Origin of the sequence: Dyadobacter sp. 676 (assembly GCF_040448675.1) — a bacterium.
Classification (GTDB): Bacteria; Bacteroidota; Bacteroidia; order Cytophagales; family Spirosomataceae; genus Dyadobacter.
This window is the reverse complement of record NZ_CP159289.1, coordinates 2,939,957-2,954,765: the sequence shown is the minus strand read 5'-3', so window position 1 is coordinate 2,954,765 and position 14,809 is coordinate 2,939,957. Positions and strand designations below refer to the sequence as shown.

Genomic DNA, 14,809 nt, shown 5'->3' with positions numbered 1-14,809 from the left:
TTATTTAAAGCCATGAAAAAGCTCTTTTTGCTCGGCGCTCTGATCACTTCGTCAATCTTTGTACCTGCGTTCTCTCAAATCAAATACGAACAGCAGATTCCTGTTCCGAATATAGAAGTCGCGGGTTTCGCCGAAATGGAAGTTGTGCCCGATGAGATTTATTTCAATATCTCCCTCCGTGAATTTTTCCAGGACGAGAAAAATCAAAAAGACAAAGTCAACATCACCACACTGGAAAAGCAGCTGATCAAGGCTGTGGCGGATGCGGGCTTGCCGAAAGAGGCGCTGTCGATCAGCGGGGTGGGCGGTTACCAGAATTATGTGGATAAGAAGAAAAAACCGGCCACGTTTCTGGAAGCAAAGCAATATGAACTGAAAGTCGCCGGTCCCGAGAAACTCGACGGCATTCTTTCAAAAGTGGAAAGTCGCGGCGTACAGTATGCGAATGTTGCGCGCGTAGATCATTCGAAACGTGAGGAGTTCAAAAAGCAGGTCAAAATCGATGCATTGAAAGCGGCCAAAACAAAGGCCGAATACCTGGTGGCTTCGCTTGACCAGAAGCTGGGCAAGGTGCTCGAAATCAAAGAGCTGGATGAGAATCTCTATTTTCCCCAACCTGTATTTGCCAAGGCGAACGTCAGGGCATTTGCGGCAGAGGCGGCGGACGCCGTTCAGGACAGCGATGTTCAGTATCAGAAAATCAAAATCAGTTATCGTATGCAGGCTGCATTTGAAATCAAATAGGCCGTTTCACGCATAATCTTCCCTTTCAGGTGCCCGGCGAGTACATTGCCGGGCACAATTTTTTCAGTGGAATGCATCCGGATTTGTCGCGCCATTCTTTTGTTGGCAGTTTTAGTTTCCTTAAATTTAAAATATCGATCTCAAACTAAGTAACTGGAAATCATGAGCATTAACGCAAAACACCTGGCCACATTCATCCTGGGCGCAGCTGCGGGCGTAGCCGCGCACAAATACCTTCAGACCGAGGAAGGGGAGAAGCTTCTGGAAGACCTCAAAACAAAGGCTAACAACCTGAAAGCCGAAGCAGAAGGGGCCATCGATAAAGCTCCTGAATATTTCGAAGAACTTAAAACCAAAGGGGCGGAAACCCTGAAAAGCAATTTCCCCGACGCCGAAGCCTTTTTCAAAGACCTGTTTGAAAAGTTCAAAGGCGGCAAAGGCACAACGCCCGAAACGGACGTGGCGCCCACACCCGACCCGGTCTCCTGACATTACATATTGACTGCCGGAAAATGTTTATACCGACATTTTCCGGCATTTTGCTATTCCAACAAGCCATTGATCTGCGCATACTGGATCAACATGATCGTTTTAGCGTCGTTGATCTCGCCACTGGTAAGCATTTCTACGGCTTTCCGAAAAGGAATTTCCATTACCTCTATATTCTCCTGTTCGGCGGCACATCCGCCGCCGTCGCTCACTTTCATATCATCCGAATATTCGGCCACGAAAAAGTAAAGGATCTCGGTAACAGAGCCAGGCGACATATAAGCCTCGAATATCTTCTTTACCGAGCTCACCTTATAGCCGGTTTCCTCTTCTGTTTCGCGCTTGATGCATTCCTCTGGATTGTCTTTGTCGAGCAAGCCGGCGCAAGCCTCGATCATCATCCCGGTGTCGTTACCGTTGGTGTAGGTGGGAAGGCGGAACTGTCTTGTGAGGACGACGGTCCGGCGCTCCCGGTTGTACAGTAAAATCACGGCTCCGTTCCCCCGATCGTAAGCCTCACGCGTCTGGCGCTCCCATGAGCCATCGGCACGTTGATAGTCGAATGTGTATTTACGGAGTGTATACCAATTGTTGGAAAGAACTTCTTCCGATACGATGTTGACTCTTGGATTTGACATTGATTGAAAATGATTGTTTCTGATTGATACTGATCAAAATTAATCAAAAACTTTGCCGGTGGCAAAAAAGAATGAGCCAATGGTGAATATTAAATTGTGCCGATTACTTTGCGGGTGCATTATTACCAACGTTCCATGAAACCTGCATCTTACTGGATTGAGCGGTATAATCTCCTGCCGCACCCCGAAGGAGGCTATTACGCCGAAACTTACCGGGCATCCGAAAACATACCGCATAGCGCATTACCGGCGCGCTTCGGAGGCGAAAGAGCCTATTCTACGGGTATCTATTTTTTGCTGGAATCGCATCACTTTTCGGCATTTCATCGCATTCAGGCGGATGAAATGTGGCACTTTTATGCCGGTGGAGCATTAGAGGTCTTTGTGATCGATCCGCTGACGGGCGCGTTGAATGTGATCAGGCTCGGGAGTAACCCCGATAATGGAGAGACATTCCAGGCTGTTGTGCCCGCCGGAGCCTGGTTCGCGTCACGGCCTGCCGTTGGAAGCGCCTATGCGCTCGTCGGCTGTACGGTGGCGCCGGGCTTTGATTTTGCCGACTTTGAAATGGCGGAGCGTGAAACATTGTCGCAACGCTATCCGCAGCATGCCGGACTGATCGCCGGGCTCACACGGTCCTGAACACCCCGGTGCCCGGTTAGTATCCTACGCTGGTATCGTCGCCCCGTGGGTCGGAGCCGCCTTCCAGGGAGCCGTCGGGCAGTACGAGGATGCAGTCCATCCGGCCGATCGAGTTGCGTTGCTGTTCGAGGACATACCCTTTGTCCTGCAATTTTTTAATGGTTTCCGCCGAAAACGCGTTGGTTTCGAAAGTAGTTTTATCGGGTAACCACTGGTGATGGAATTTCAGGGCATTCACAGCCTGCTGCATCGTCATGCCGTGTTCCAGCACATTCAGTATGGTTTGGTAAACCGACGTGATGATCGTGGACCCGCCGGGAGTTCCCACGACCATCAGCAGTTTTCCGTCTTTTTCAATAATCGTCGGCGTCATCGACGAGAGCATCCGTTTACCGGGCGCGATGGCGTTGGCTTTATTGCCGATAAGGCCATACATATTCGGCGCGCCGGCCTTGATGCTGAAATCGTCCATTTCATTATTCATAAAGAAGCCCCCGCCTTTGATCACGACCCGGCTTCCGTAACCGCCATTCAACGTTGTCGTGACTGCCACGGCATTGCCCTCCGTGTCTACCACCGAGAAATGTGTTGTTTCAAGACTTTCGTAACCCGGCAGCACACCTCCCTCGACATTTCTGCTGTCGGTAGCCTTGTCCCAGGAAAAATCACTCCACCGCTTTTGAAGATAGTCCTTGCTAATCAGCTCTTTCACAGGAACTTTTACAAAATCCGGATCACCCAGAAATTTCGCGCGATCGGCGTACACCCGGCGTTCGGCTTCGATCATCACCTGGACCGTGGAATCGCTATGCCAGCCCCATTTGCGCAATGGGTGCCGTTCGGTCAGCCGCATTAACTGCAAAAGCGCCACGCCTCCGCTGGACGGCGGTGCCATCGTGATCACTTTATAATCCTTATAGCCTTCGGTGATGGTCTCGCGCCACTGCGCACGATAACCAGCCAGGTCGCCTTTGGTGATAATGCCTTCGCCGTTGCGGTTAATGTCCTTAACAAGCCGTTTTGCCACTTTGCCTGTATAAAAACCATCCCGGCCTTTTTTCTGAATGCGTTTCAATACTCTGGCAAGATCCTTCTGTACCAGCAGGTCGCCCGCCACCCAGTCGTTACCCGTCGGGTTCAGGAAATAGGAAGTACCGGCATTGACAGTCAGCAAGTCCTGTTTGATCGAATTGAGGCTTCGGGCTTCGCGTTCGGTCAAAATCACGCCATTCGTGGCAATGTCCACCGCCGGTTGCAGGACCTGTTTCCAGCTCAGCCTGCCGAATTTGGCGTGTGCCTGCGCCATGCCGTCCACCGAACCGGGCACTCCCGATGCCAGCCTGCCTAATGTGCTGGATTTGGGAATGATATTACCGTCTTTGTCGAGATACATGTCCGCATGGCTTTTGCCGGGGGCCTTTTCGCGGAAATCGATGCTGAAAGTTTTACCGTCCTTATCCCGTAGGACCAGGAAACCGCCGCCACCGATATTACCTGCGGACGGATGCACGACAGCCAGCGCAAACTGGACCGCCACAGCGGCGTCCACCGCATTGCCGCCTGCTTTCAGAATCTCTATCCCGACTTTCGACGCCTCGGGATGCGCGGATGCGACCATTCCGTTTCGGGCGATGACGCCTTTGCGTTCGCTGTAAAATGGTTTTTGATTCGGATCGTCGGACAGGAACTGGTAAAAACCGGTAGATTCCTGAACGGGTTTCTGAGCAATGGAAATGCCGGGCAATATACCCGCAAAAATTATCAGGGTATAGTGTAATTTCATATAGGAGTGTTAAGGTTAATGTTGTAATTTATTAAATCCACCCCTTTTTCTTACCTTTTATACTAATTTATTTCGATGCATTGGACCTATCCGTTAACTTTTCAATTCAAATTGTCCGTAACGTCATGATGAAGTTTTTACGACAGGTCTGGGAGAGTTTCCGGTTCGCCTGGGGGGGCCCTTAAATCAAACATAACCCGTACTATTCTATCGCTGCTGGGCGTAACTGTGGGCATTTTTGCGATTGTCGCTGTTTTTACCATCGTAGATTCCCTCGAACGCAGTATACGCGACAGTCTGAGCTTCATTGGCGACAAAGTGATTTATGTGCAAAAATGGCCCTGGGGCTTCGGCGGCGAATACCAATGGTGGAAATACTTCCAATGGCCGGAACCGACTTATGCCGAATACAAATACCTCTACGACAACCTCGAAAGCGCCAGTGCGGTAGCTGTGATGGATTTCAGGGGAAGTACGACGCTGAAAAACGGTTCGAACAGCATTAGCGCCTCGATCCAGGGAGTTTCTTACGAATACAATCTGATTTCAGACATTCCGATCCAGAGCGGCCGCTATTTCATCCCGTTGGAAACGAACAACGCCCGAAATGTGGCGATCGTCGGCGCGGACATCGCCGAATCGCTTTTTCCAGGTCAGGATGCGGTAGGAAAGCCATTCAAGCTGGCCGGCCATAAGTTCACCATTATCGGCGTGCGGGAAAAGAAAGGCGAAAGCCTGGTCGATTTTGGCGGTAGTCCCGACAAAATATGCCTGATACCGTTCTCTTCGTTCTCGAAGCTCTTTCAATCGGGCCGGCGAAGTGCCGATATTGTGGTGAAAGGCTTTCCGGAAGACGTGGGAATGAAGGAAGTGGAAGCCGAAATCGTGGGACTCATGCGCACCAAACGGGGCATTAAACCCCGCGACGGAAATAATTTCTCATTAAACCGGCCGGAAGCGGCGGCGGCGGCAATTTCCGGATTGTTTGCAGTTCTTACCGTCGCGGGCTGGGTAATCGGTAGCTTTTCGATCCTCGTTGGCGGATTCGGCATTGCCAACATCATGTTTGTATCGGTAAAAGAGCGGACAAACCTGATTGGTATTCAGAAATCCCTGGGCGCGAAAAACTATTCGATCCTGTTCCAGTTCCTGTTCGAGGCGGTTATGCTGAGCCTTGTCGGCGGGCTGGTCGGTATATTCCTGGTATACCTGCTTTCGTTCATCAAGCTGGGTTCGCTCGAAATCCTGCTGTTGCCTCGCAATGTCATGGTCGGACTGGGAGTATCCAGCATTATCGGAGTGCTTTCGGGCATTATCCCGGCAATGCTCGCGGCACGAATGGACCCGGTGATCGCGATCCGATCGAAATAATAACTAGGAAAAATCAAACTGTTTTGCGAAGTTCGCTTCTATCACCATCACACTGTTCACTATTATGCGCAAATGGGTCATTTTCGCCATATTTCTGGCTATCATATTCGGAATTTTGTATTACATCACTTTTGGATATTACAGTGAAGGAAAAAGGGGAGGGTATGTGACCAGGCTCAGCAATCGGGGATATTTGTTCAAAACCTACGAAGGGGAGCTGCGTATGGGAGGTCTTTTCGAAGGCGACGGCACTATGAACTCCTCGCAATGGGTGTTTTCGGTAAGTGGCAAGAACAAGGATGCTATCTCGAAACTGGAAGAGGCGATAAAGAACGGGCACCGCGTTTCGCTGACTTACGAAGAGAAATTTTTCAAACTGCCCTGGAATGGCGACACGAAATTCTTTGTGACGGACGTGGAAGTGCTCGGGCCGGGCCGACCGGTAACTCCTCCGCCCTCCGCGGTGCCTGCACCCACGGAAATCGATACTGCCAAAACTTTATAACCGAGGCCGGAGCTACCCTCCGGCTTTTTTGGCTTTATAGCCCTTGCCCGTGAGCCAGGTAATAACCTTGTCGCGGTGATCGCCCTGGATCTGGATTTCGCCGTCTTTCACGGTCCCGCCGCTGCCGCACAGGTTTTTCAGCTGCTTACCAAGCGCTTCAAGGTCGGCATTGGTGCCGATAAACCCTTTTACGACGGTAATCACCTTGCCGCCGCCTTTGCGGTCCAGCCACACGCGCAGATCCTGCTGCTGCGGGGCGAGGGTTTCGGGTTCATCTTCCTGATCGTTATATTCAAAGTCCGGGTTGGTGGAATACACAATTCCCGAGCGATTTTTCTTTGACATAATTTCAAATTTTAATGAAAATCAAATGATAACATCCAGGCTCCCCGGCTTGATTTTGACGATTATCTTCGTTGTATCCAGTTGAAGCGGTTCGCCATCGTAATGGATCATAGGCGGCACATCCGTTTCCACCACAGCCTGCGTTAGCCGTTGATAATCGATGTACTTCGACTGTTTCAACCGTTTGGTAAACAACCCGTAAGCAAGCGCCGTGCCATACCACTGCGGAAACGGGCCAATGGTGCAGACATCGAGCAGCCCATCCTGCAAACTGGCCTGAGGGGCCACCCAGGCATTGTTACCGAATTGCCCCGCATTGGCAAATGAAAGCGAAAACGCCCGCTTTTCCACGCCGTCGAGCCGGAACGATTGCGGTTTGAACGACCAGTAGGCCCGGAACGACACGTTTACGTAGGTAGCGAGCCCACGGGATTTCTGCTGGCTGAATAAATGCCCTACGTAGGCATCAAAACCCATTCCGGCGGTGCAAAAGAACGGAATATCATTCAATTCGGCGCTGTCGATAGTTGTAACATTGCCTTCGAAAAGTCGTTTCAGGGCAGCATCCAGTGTCAGGGGCAATTGAAGGTGACGCGCCAGGCCATTTCCCGAGCCGAGAGGCAATATCCCGATGGGAATGCCTGTGCCTACGAGCGGTTTCGCGATTTCGTTCACCGTTCCGTCGCCACCCACGGCCACGATGGCCTTCCATTTCTCCGCGTGCATATGTTCGCGTACAAGCTCGGTCGCGTGTGCGCGCTCCTCCGTAAAAAGGATTTGCGCAGAGCCGGCATTCCTTTTCGCGACGGAATGGATTCGCTCCCGCACCGCGGCGCTGTTTTTGCCGATGGAAGTGCCCGAATGGGGATTTAATATAAAAAGATAAGGGTGGGTCACTGGTCAGGCAAAAAATAGAAACAGAATGAGCAGAAAGACTATAATGAACAGGTAATAAAGGCCATCCACAAAAGGATATTTCTGGCGGTCGATTCTCTTGAAGATGCTGTCAAACTTGCTCATACTTGCTGGATCAATACTATTTCGGGTAATTGTCGGTTCGCGGCGCCGTTCTTTCCATTATATTTAGAACCGTCAATTGCATTACAAAAATCCATAAAAAATATGAGAAACTGGCTTTTTACCGTCATTCTGATCGGCGTTGTCGCCATGGCCCGGGCGCAGTCGGCGGGCGACAGGGAGGAAGTGCTCGCCATTCTAAAACGCCAGGAGGCCGATTGGAACAAAGGCGACATCAAATCGTTCATGAATGGCTATTGGGAATCCGATTCGCTGATGTTCGTAGGAAAGTCGGGCATTACCTACGGTTACAAGCCTACTTATAAGGGTTATCTCAAACGTTATCCCGACCGTGCGGCGATGGGGACATTGAAATTCACTTTTCTCAATTTCTCTTTCCCGGGTCCCGGCGTAGCGTTCGTTGTGGGGAAATTTCATTTGACAAGGCCCGAAAAAGGTGATCTCGAAGGGCATTACACGCTTTTATTCAAGAAGATCGAGGGTAAATGGCTGATCGTTTGCGATCATACCAGCGGATAATGAAAAAGAGCCGGGTTTAGCCCGGCCCTTTTGTTTGTATGCTTTGAGAACATTATACTTTTTTGAATTTCAGTACAACGTCAATGGCCGGGGACCCGGGAATTACCGCAGCATCGTCAACGGTAACTTCTAAATCTGAACCGTTCAGCGTGTATTTAAAAGATTTCGTATTATTCGCACTGTCCTTGAGTATCAAATTGCCATCCTTAACTTCCCATTTAGCTCCGTTGATTGGTATAACAGCATTAATGAGCGTTACAGCATTAGGGCAATCGGCAGTTGCAATGGTATTGTCGGCCTTAAACGTCAATTTTAAGCTGTATATACACGGGACAAGTGTAGCAGGATCGACCGGCAGCGTAGATCCGGCGGCAGGTGAAACGGCGGTCAATTGCCAGGTCGCCACGATAGGGTCGTTGTTTGCTGGCGGCGTCGGTTCATCATCGTCATCCTTACAAGCAAAAACGACAGAGAGAATCATGAACATGGCTAGCAAGGAGCTCTTGCTGAGGGCGTAGGCTTTTTTCATAATTGCGAGTAAAAAAGTTAAGATCAATAGAGTTGATTCGCGTTAGTTTTAACGCTCAAACTTAGTGAAAAATGCTTTTCCAGGTAATTTTTATGACTTAGCGGAAAATTTTGAGGATCGAAGGAAAAGGTCGATCAGTTCGGCGGCCGCTGTTTCGGGCAATTTTTGCCCGTTTTTCACCGCTTCGTCCATAGCCTGAATATGCATCCGGACGGCTTCATTTATATAAAAACGATCTTCCAGCGCAGCACGAACCTCCTCCCGCAGCCATTCCACCCGCTGCGACTGCCGGTTTCGCTGCAAATAACCGTTTTTGGAAGTTCTTGCATAATAATCCGAAATGCATTGCCATATCGTTTCGATCCCGGTGCCATCGAGCGCCGAGCACGCCATCACCCGAACAGGCACCCCGGAGGCCGTTTCAGGAAAAAGATGTAAAGCTTGCCGGTAATCCGCAGCAGCTTTTGTCGCAGCCTGTTCATTGCCACCGTCGGCCTTGTTTACAGCCACGGCGTCGACCATTTCCATAATGCCCTTTTTAATGCCCTGAAGTTCGTCGCCCGCGCCGGCGAGCATGAGCAGCAGGAAAAAGTCGGTCATACCCTTCACGAACGTTTCCGATTGCCCCACGCCTACCGTTTCGACGAGGATAACGTCGTAACCCGCCGCTTCGCACAGCAGGATGGCCTCGCGCGTGTGCCGTGCAACGCCTCCGAGCGCGAGATTCGTGGCCGAAGGGCGAATGTAGGCATTCGGGTTGCGGGAAAGATTTTCCATCCGCGTTTTATCACCCAGTATGCTTCCGCCCGATTGCTTGCTGCTCGGGTCGATGGCCAGCACGGCTACCCGTTTACCCGATGAGGTCAAATAAGTACCGAATGCATCTATAAACGTGCTTTTTCCCACGCCCGGAACGCCGGTTATTCCAACGCGGATCGATTTACCCGTGGCTGGCAAGATATTTTGGAGGATCCGGCCCGCCAGTTCCCGGTCCTCCGCCAGGCTGCTTTCCATTACGGTAATGGCGCGGCTTAGCATTGTCCGGTCGCCCGCGAGGACTCCCCTGGTATATGTTTCAACAGACAGTCGCTGGCGCATGGGAACATGGGTTAAGCATTGGCAGACAAAAGTCGTTGTCTGTCGCCAAAATGGAAACTTTTTGTCTTAAAACAGGTGAAAAGGTGTATATTGCTCGTTTACAACCCAATATTTTTAATTTTTAACCATTATAATGAAAATTTCAATATTTGGTCTGGGCATCATTGTCATGAGCAGCCTGGGCTTCTTCAACAACACTAACGCACAGGAAGCGGAAAAGGCGAAATACGACGCCCATGTCCTTTTCCACCCGCTGTTCAACTTCCAGCCGGGAAATGAATATCGGACGGGAAGCGGCGCTCCCGGACCCAAATACTGGCAGAACCGTGCAGATTACAAGATCAATGTAACCCTCGAAGAGGAGAAAGGCACCGTGAGCGGGGAAGTAGAGCTTACCTATAAGAACAACAGCCCGGAAAACCTGGAATTTATCTGGTTACAACTGGATCAGAATGCATTCGGGAGCCATTCGAGAGGGGCGCAAACGACGCCCGTTACCGGCGGCCGGTTCGGCAATATGGGATTTGACGGCGGCGATTCCATCAAATCAGTCAGCGTACAGCAGGGTAAAGGGTCGTTCGTGGATGCCGACTATAAAATTACCGATACCCGTATGCAAATCCGGCTCAAAACGCCTGTGAAAGCAAATGGCGACGCGATCAAAATCAAGTTGGCCTATTCGTTCAAAATTCCCGAATATGGCTCCGACCGTATGGGAACGCTCGAAACCAAGAACGGTATCGTGTACGAAATGGCGCAATGGTACCCGCGCGTAGCCGTTTTCGACGATATCGAAGGCTGGAATTTGCTGCCATACCTCGGCGCGGGCGAGTTTTACCTCGAATACGGTGATTTTGAATATAATGTGACAGTCCCCTGGGACCATATCGTTGTCGGTTCGGGCGAGTTGCTGAACCCGAACGAGGTGCTGACCGCCGAACAACGTAAAAGGCTGGCCGACGCCGCCAAAAGCGACCAGACCGTCGTGATTCGCAGTGCCGAAGAGGTTACCAACCCCAATACCCGTCCGAAACAGTCGGGCACACTGACGTGGCGTTTCCGTTGCATGCAGGCGCGCGACATCGCCTGGGCCAGCTCGAAGGCCTTCGTCTGGGATGCGGCAAAAATGAATTTGCCGAAAGGTAAAACCGCATTGGCGCAGTCGGTATACCCGGCCGAAGATGGCGGACAAGACGGCTGGGGCCGCTCAACCGAATACGTGAAGGGCTGTATCGAGTTCTATTCAAATTATGTGCATGAATACACCTATCCTGTGGCGACGAACGTTGCGGGCATCGTAGGAGGTATGGAATATCCGGGAATCGTGTTTTGCAGCAATAAAAGCCGCAAGGAAGACCTTTGGGGTGTGACGGATCATGAATTCGGCCACAACTGGTTCCCGATGATTGTGGGTAATAACGAGCGTAAGTATGCCTGGATGGACGAGGGGTTCAATACGTTTATCAACTTCCTGTCGGGCGATAACTTCAATAACGGGGAATATAAGACGACGCAGATGAATGATATGCACCGTCTGGCGCCGATGATCTTCCGCCCAAAGGCCGATCCGATTATGACCATTCCCGACGTGGTTCAGGCTGTGAACCTGGGATGGGAAGCCTATTACAAACCGGCGTTGGGGCTGAAAATGCTTCGGGAGCAGATTCTCGGTAAAGACCGCTTCGATTACGCATTCAAATTGTACGTGCAGCGCTGGGCGTTCAAGCACCCTACGCCTTACGACTTCTTCAGAACGATCGAAGATGCGGCGGGAGAGGATCTGGGCTGGTTCTGGAAAGGCTGGTTCTTCGAGAACTATAAACTCGACCAATCGGTGAAAGAGGTTTCTTATGTCGAGCAGAACCCTCAGAAAGGCTCTTACATTACGATCGAAAACCTGGATCAGATGACCATGCCGGTGAAAGTGGATATCGAAGAAGTGAGCGGCAAGAAAACGCGTATCGAATTGCCGGTGGAGATTTGGCAGCGCGGGGGGGGCCTGGACTTTCAAGGCAGCTACACAACAGCCGATCCGCTCGGTAACGATCGACCCGGACCATAACCTGCCGGACATCAACTCCGAGAATAATGTCTGGAAACCGGCTTCCTACAATACCGAGCCAGAGGTGAATTAAGCATTGCGAACCATAGAAAAAGCCTTCCGGCATGCAACTGGAAGGCTTTTTCATTTGGGCGAGGCGTTGTCAGATAGTCAGCAACATTGCGCCGTACGAATAGCCGCCGCCGAAGACCGTGATTACGATGTTCTGTCCCTTTTTGAATTTGTCCTTGTTTTCCGAAAGCGCTATCGCACAGCCCGCGCAGCCCGTATTGCCCAGATACTGGATGTTTGAAATCAGTTTCTCGGCCGGGATGCCCAGCGTGTTGATCACATTCAGGCTGATCCGGTGGTTGGCCTGGTGAGGAATCAGGTAGTCAAGGTCGTCGATTGACAGGCCGCATTCCTGCAAAACCTGCTGGCTTACCTTTGGCATATACACGCAGGCATTCTGAAACACATCGCGCCCGAAAGGCATGACTACTCCGCGGTCGTTGGGCCTGAGTACCACCGCTTCGATGGCCTTGCCACTGGTGGCCGCTCCTCCGGTAATGAGTTTTTTGATCTGCATATCGCCTTCCGTCTGCCGCTCTTTGGAAATGAGCAACGCAGATGCGCCATCGCCCCACAAATGGCCCGACACGGTGTCCGCTTCATTGTAATAGGCCGTATTGTGGTCGGAAACCACGACCAATGCCCGGGAAGCTTTGCCCATTGCGAAGTAGCCCTCCACAATCTCGATGGCATTGAGCAGGGAAGAGCAAGCCGACGAAATGCTCACGACCGGAATGTCGGGGATTTGAAGCTGATGTTGTACCGCGTGGGCGAGTGTTACGATGGTGTCGTAAGGCGTGTAAGTAGCTCCTACGATCAAATCTATCTCGTTTTTACTATATGGGATATTTTCAAGAAGGGATTCGACCGCCCTGATGGCCATGGTCGAGGTGTTTTCGTCTGCTGATGCTCTACGTCTTTCAGAAATTCCTGTTCTTTCTACGATCCACTCGTTTGATAGGTTGTTGAGGTTTGTAAAATATTCATTACCAATAACTTCGCTTGGCAGATAATGACTAACCGTATTAATATACATGATTGAGAAGTTGACTTCGCAAGCTACAATTCTTTTCGATTCCGAAAGTTAAATATTTCGTAGAAATCGTAGTACTTGATATTTGAACAATTCAATAATAAATTTATAAAATTATAATACGAGCGGCCGTGAATCCGCCGGTCGGCTATATAGAATATCATGGTAAAATGACAGCAGTAATGCCTCTTCAGAGGCCCAGTTGTAATGCGTTTCGGCAGCTTTCCTGCCATTATTCCCGAATTGAACCCGTAGTGCCTCGTTTTCGCAGCATAGTTCCAGCACCCGGCACAATGCCCCGGCATCCTCCGGCGGAATGCAAAAGCCGCATTCCGAACGTTCCACGATTTTCCGGTAAATGGGGAAGTCGGAAGTGACCACCGGTAATTTCAACGCCATGTATTCGAACAGCTTTGTGGGAAATGATTCGGGATAGTCGGCGACAGGTTTCAGCAATGCAATGCCGGCCACAGCCCTGGCCGCATGGAGCAGTGCATCCCGCTGGTCGGTATAGCCGTGGAAAGTGAGGTGGCCCTTTACTTCGTCGTAACCTTTTATATGTTCCAGTTCTTCCTGGCTCGCCCGCAATGGACCGAAAAGATGCAGGTGAAAATCGGGACGAGTCGTTTTGAGCATTGCACACGCATGGATCATGGTATCCAGGCAACGTTCCATCGACACGACGCCCAGATAGAAGAACACAGGTTCCCGCGCAGGCATACGCGGGTGCGCGAAGGCGTCTATGACTGGCAACGATACATAATTATGGATTATGGCAAATGGTTTGGCCACATTACGATATTCTTCAATATACGCGTCGTCGGTAAAAATGCAGTAGAACCGCCTTCTGGCAATTTTGTCGAAAATCGTGAACAGCTTTTGTAAAACCGGGCTGTTATTGTAGCGTTTGATCGAAAATTTCTTGAAAAGATTTTCCTGCACCTCATAAATCACTTTGGAACCGCGCCATTGGAAGAGCAGGGCCATCGGTATGAGTTCCGGCACGAAAATGTGGACAATGTCGGGTTTCAGGAAAAGCGTTTTGACGAATGCGGCGGGATGCGTAAAAAGTAACCTGTGCAGCAGCCGTTCAAACCGGGGAAGGCCAATGGGCCGAATTGAGGGGTGGGGAACGGCTTGAAGGCCTGGCAATGCGCAAAACACCTCATAATGATCCCCCAGCGAAGCCGCAATTTTATACACAATACGTGAGTCGGCCGCCGGATGCACCGTGCTGAGCAGCAGCACGCGTTTCATGTGCGGGTTACGATGGCCACACCCGACGACGTCCCGATCCGTTCCGCGCCGGCGTCGATCAGCGCAATGGCCTGTTCGTAGGTCTTGATGCCGCCCGACGCCTTGATTTTGACTTCGACAGGTAAAATGGAGCGCATTTGCCGTACGGTTTCCGCATTGGCGCCGGTTGGAGCGAAGCCGGTGGATGTTTTTACAAAATCAGCCTTCGCCTCCGCACAGATTTCGCAGGCTGTGTAGAGTTCAAATGAATCGAGGTAGGCGGTTTCGATAATGACTTTCAGCAATGCATTCTCCGCATGTGCGAGTTCGGCGAGCTGTTTCAGCTCCTCGCGGATGCTGAGATAAGCCATCGACTTGAAACGGGAAAGATTCATCACCACGTCGAGTTCGGTAGCGCCATTTCGCAACGCTTCCCTTGCTTCCGTCAGCTTTACGGCCGCGGTGGAATAACCCATCGGAAAGCCGATTACCGTGGCTACCTGAATCCTGATCGGGCAAAATTCCAGCATTCCGACTACGTAGGGTACGTAGGTAGGCGCCACGCACACGGCCTTGAACTGGTGGGTCCAGGCTTCCTCGCAGATTTTGCGGATGTCGGTTTCGCTGGCCGTCGGTGCCAGTAAAGTATGGTCGATGTAGGCGGAGAGATTGTCCATCCGGTGTGTTTGCGGGCTGGTTAAAAAAGGAAAGCCCCGCCGGGAAGGC

General features: G+C 51.0%; 14 protein-coding genes and 2 pseudogenes. 7 read left to right on the top strand and 9 right to left on the bottom strand.

The window, feature by feature from the left end; genetic code table 11:
• The first annotated feature begins 12 nt into the window (after nucleotides 1–12).
• Together ABV298_RS13280 and ABV298_RS13275 are read left to right on the top strand one after the other, a co-directional pair.
• Nucleotides 13–744 carry an SIMPL domain-containing protein gene (locus ABV298_RS13280; RefSeq protein WP_353722568.1) on the top strand — a complete coding sequence of 244 codons (732 nt, stop codon included), beginning with the start codon at nucleotides 13–15 and terminating at the stop codon, nucleotides 742–744.
• A 162-nt stretch (nucleotides 745–906) separates the two neighbouring features.
• On the top strand, nucleotides 907–1,233 hold the full coding sequence (locus ABV298_RS13275; RefSeq protein ID WP_353722567.1) for a YtxH domain-containing protein: 327 nt from the start codon (nucleotides 907–909) through the stop codon (nucleotides 1,231–1,233).
• A gap of 53 nt (nucleotides 1,234–1,286) precedes the next feature.
• On the opposite strand, the gene nudK is transcribed toward ABV298_RS13275, so the two are convergent.
• Nucleotides 1,287–1,871: a GDP-mannose pyrophosphatase NudK gene (nudK, locus tag ABV298_RS13270; RefSeq protein ID WP_353722566.1), complete on the bottom strand. Its 585-nt coding sequence runs from the start codon at nucleotides 1,869–1,871 to the stop codon at nucleotides 1,287–1,289.
• Nucleotides 1,872–2,006: 135 nt separating this feature from the next.
• Here nudK and ABV298_RS13265 point away from each other — a divergent pair, with 135 nt between their 5' ends.
• The gene (locus tag ABV298_RS13265; protein ID WP_353722565.1) at nucleotides 2,007–2,513 is read left to right on the top strand and encodes a cupin domain-containing protein; all 507 of its coding nucleotides are present in this window, start codon (nucleotides 2,007–2,009) and stop codon (nucleotides 2,511–2,513) included.
• A 16-nt stretch (nucleotides 2,514–2,529) separates the two neighbouring features.
• Here ABV298_RS13265 and ggt read toward each other — a convergent pair whose 3' ends face one another.
• Nucleotides 2,530–4,296, bottom strand: a complete 1,767-nt coding sequence (gene ggt, locus ABV298_RS13260; protein WP_353722564.1) for a gamma-glutamyltransferase — start codon at nucleotides 4,294–4,296, stop codon at nucleotides 2,530–2,532.
• A gap of 125 nt (nucleotides 4,297–4,421) precedes the next feature.
• Between ggt and ABV298_RS13255 the strand changes: the two are divergent.
• Both ABV298_RS13255 and ABV298_RS13250 read left to right on the top strand, forming a co-directional pair.
• Nucleotides 4,422–5,667 (top strand): annotated as a pseudogene (locus ABV298_RS13255) (ABC transporter permease).
• Between the two features lie 64 nt (nucleotides 5,668–5,731).
• Nucleotides 5,732–6,172 carry a hypothetical protein gene (locus tag ABV298_RS13250; RefSeq protein ID WP_353722563.1) on the top strand — a complete coding sequence of 147 codons (441 nt, stop codon included), beginning with the start codon at nucleotides 5,732–5,734 and terminating at the stop codon, nucleotides 6,170–6,172.
• A 12-nt stretch (nucleotides 6,173–6,184) separates the two neighbouring features.
• On the opposite strand, the gene ABV298_RS13245 is transcribed toward ABV298_RS13250, so the two are convergent.
• Nucleotides 6,185–6,517, bottom strand: a complete 333-nt coding sequence (locus ABV298_RS13245) for a translation initiation factor (RefSeq protein WP_353722562.1) — start codon at nucleotides 6,515–6,517, stop codon at nucleotides 6,185–6,187.
• A 21-nt stretch (nucleotides 6,518–6,538) separates the two neighbouring features.
• Entirely contained in the window at nucleotides 6,539–7,414 is an 876-nt protein-coding gene (locus ABV298_RS13240) for a diacylglycerol kinase family protein (protein WP_353722561.1), read from the bottom strand.
• A gap of 225 nt (nucleotides 7,415–7,639) precedes the next feature.
• Here ABV298_RS13240 and ABV298_RS13235 point away from each other — a divergent pair, with 225 nt between their 5' ends.
• On the top strand, nucleotides 7,640–8,074 hold the full coding sequence (locus tag ABV298_RS13235) for a DUF4440 domain-containing protein (RefSeq protein WP_353722560.1): 435 nt from the start codon (nucleotides 7,640–7,642) through the stop codon (nucleotides 8,072–8,074).
• A 52-nt stretch (nucleotides 8,075–8,126) separates the two neighbouring features.
• Here ABV298_RS13235 and ABV298_RS13230 read toward each other — a convergent pair whose 3' ends face one another.
• Together ABV298_RS13230 and meaB are read right to left on the bottom strand one after the other, a co-directional pair.
• The gene (locus ABV298_RS13230; protein ID WP_353722559.1) at nucleotides 8,127–8,603 is read right to left on the bottom strand and encodes a lipocalin family protein; all 477 of its coding nucleotides are present in this window, start codon (nucleotides 8,601–8,603) and stop codon (nucleotides 8,127–8,129) included.
• A 90-nt stretch (nucleotides 8,604–8,693) separates the two neighbouring features.
• Complete coding sequence (gene meaB / locus ABV298_RS13225) at nucleotides 8,694–9,701, bottom strand: methylmalonyl Co-A mutase-associated GTPase MeaB (RefSeq protein WP_353722558.1); 1,008 nt, start codon at nucleotides 9,699–9,701, stop codon at nucleotides 8,694–8,696.
• Nucleotides 9,702–9,870: 169 nt separating this feature from the next.
• Between meaB and ABV298_RS13220 the strand changes: the two are divergent.
• A pseudogene (locus tag ABV298_RS13220) lies at nucleotides 9,871–11,836 on the top strand (M1 family metallopeptidase).
• A gap of 69 nt (nucleotides 11,837–11,905) precedes the next feature.
• Here ABV298_RS13220 and ABV298_RS13215 read toward each other — a convergent pair.
• The 3 genes from ABV298_RS13215 to deoC form a co-directional block, all read right to left on the bottom strand.
• The gene (locus tag ABV298_RS13215) at nucleotides 11,906–12,850 is read right to left on the bottom strand and encodes a ketoacyl-ACP synthase III (protein ID WP_353722557.1); all 945 of its coding nucleotides are present in this window, start codon (nucleotides 12,848–12,850) and stop codon (nucleotides 11,906–11,908) included.
• 111 nt (nucleotides 12,851–12,961) lie between these two features.
• On the bottom strand, nucleotides 12,962–14,104 hold the full coding sequence (locus ABV298_RS13210; protein ID WP_353722556.1) for a glycosyltransferase: 1,143 nt from the start codon (nucleotides 14,102–14,104) through the stop codon (nucleotides 12,962–12,964).
• Complete coding sequence (gene deoC / locus ABV298_RS13205) at nucleotides 14,101–14,760, bottom strand: deoxyribose-phosphate aldolase (RefSeq protein WP_353722555.1); 660 nt, start codon at nucleotides 14,758–14,760, stop codon at nucleotides 14,101–14,103. Before deoC ends, ABV298_RS13210 begins: the two co-directional genes overlap by 4 nt.
• Nucleotides 14,761–14,809 lie beyond the last annotated feature (49 nt).

Bases quoted from the DNA above. Each gene is read 5' to 3' on its own strand.
- ABV298_RS13280 (WP_353722568.1), top strand. From the start codon at position 13: ATGAAAAAGCTCTTTTTGCTCGGCGCTCTGATCACTTCGTCAATCTTT.
- ABV298_RS13275 (WP_353722567.1), top strand. From the start codon at position 907: ATGAGCATTAACGCAAAACACCTGGCCACATTCATCCTGGGCGCAGCT.
- nudK (WP_353722566.1), bottom strand. From the start codon at position 1,871: ATGTCAAATCCAAGAGTCAACATCGTATCGGAAGAAGTTCTTTCCAAC.
- ABV298_RS13265 (WP_353722565.1), top strand. From the start codon at position 2,007: ATGAAACCTGCATCTTACTGGATTGAGCGGTATAATCTCCTGCCGCAC.
- ggt (WP_353722564.1), bottom strand. From the start codon at position 4,296: ATGAAATTACACTATACCCTGATAATTTTTGCGGGTATATTGCCCGGC.
- ABV298_RS13250 (WP_353722563.1), top strand. From the start codon at position 5,732: ATGCGCAAATGGGTCATTTTCGCCATATTTCTGGCTATCATATTCGGA.
- ABV298_RS13245 (WP_353722562.1), bottom strand. From the start codon at position 6,517: ATGTCAAAGAAAAATCGCTCGGGAATTGTGTATTCCACCAACCCGGAC.
- ABV298_RS13235 (WP_353722560.1), top strand. From the start codon at position 7,640: ATGAGAAACTGGCTTTTTACCGTCATTCTGATCGGCGTTGTCGCCATG.
- ABV298_RS13230 (WP_353722559.1), bottom strand. From the start codon at position 8,603: ATGAAAAAAGCCTACGCCCTCAGCAAGAGCTCCTTGCTAGCCATGTTC.
- meaB (WP_353722558.1), bottom strand. From the start codon at position 9,701: ATGCGCCAGCGACTGTCTGTTGAAACATATACCAGGGGAGTCCTCGCG.
- ABV298_RS13215 (WP_353722557.1), bottom strand. From the start codon at position 12,850: ATGTATATTAATACGGTTAGTCATTATCTGCCAAGCGAAGTTATTGGT.
- ABV298_RS13210 (WP_353722556.1), bottom strand. From the start codon at position 14,104: ATGAAACGCGTGCTGCTGCTCAGCACGGTGCATCCGGCGGCCGACTCA.
- deoC (WP_353722555.1), bottom strand. From the start codon at position 14,760: ATGGACAATCTCTCCGCCTACATCGACCATACTTTACTGGCACCGACG.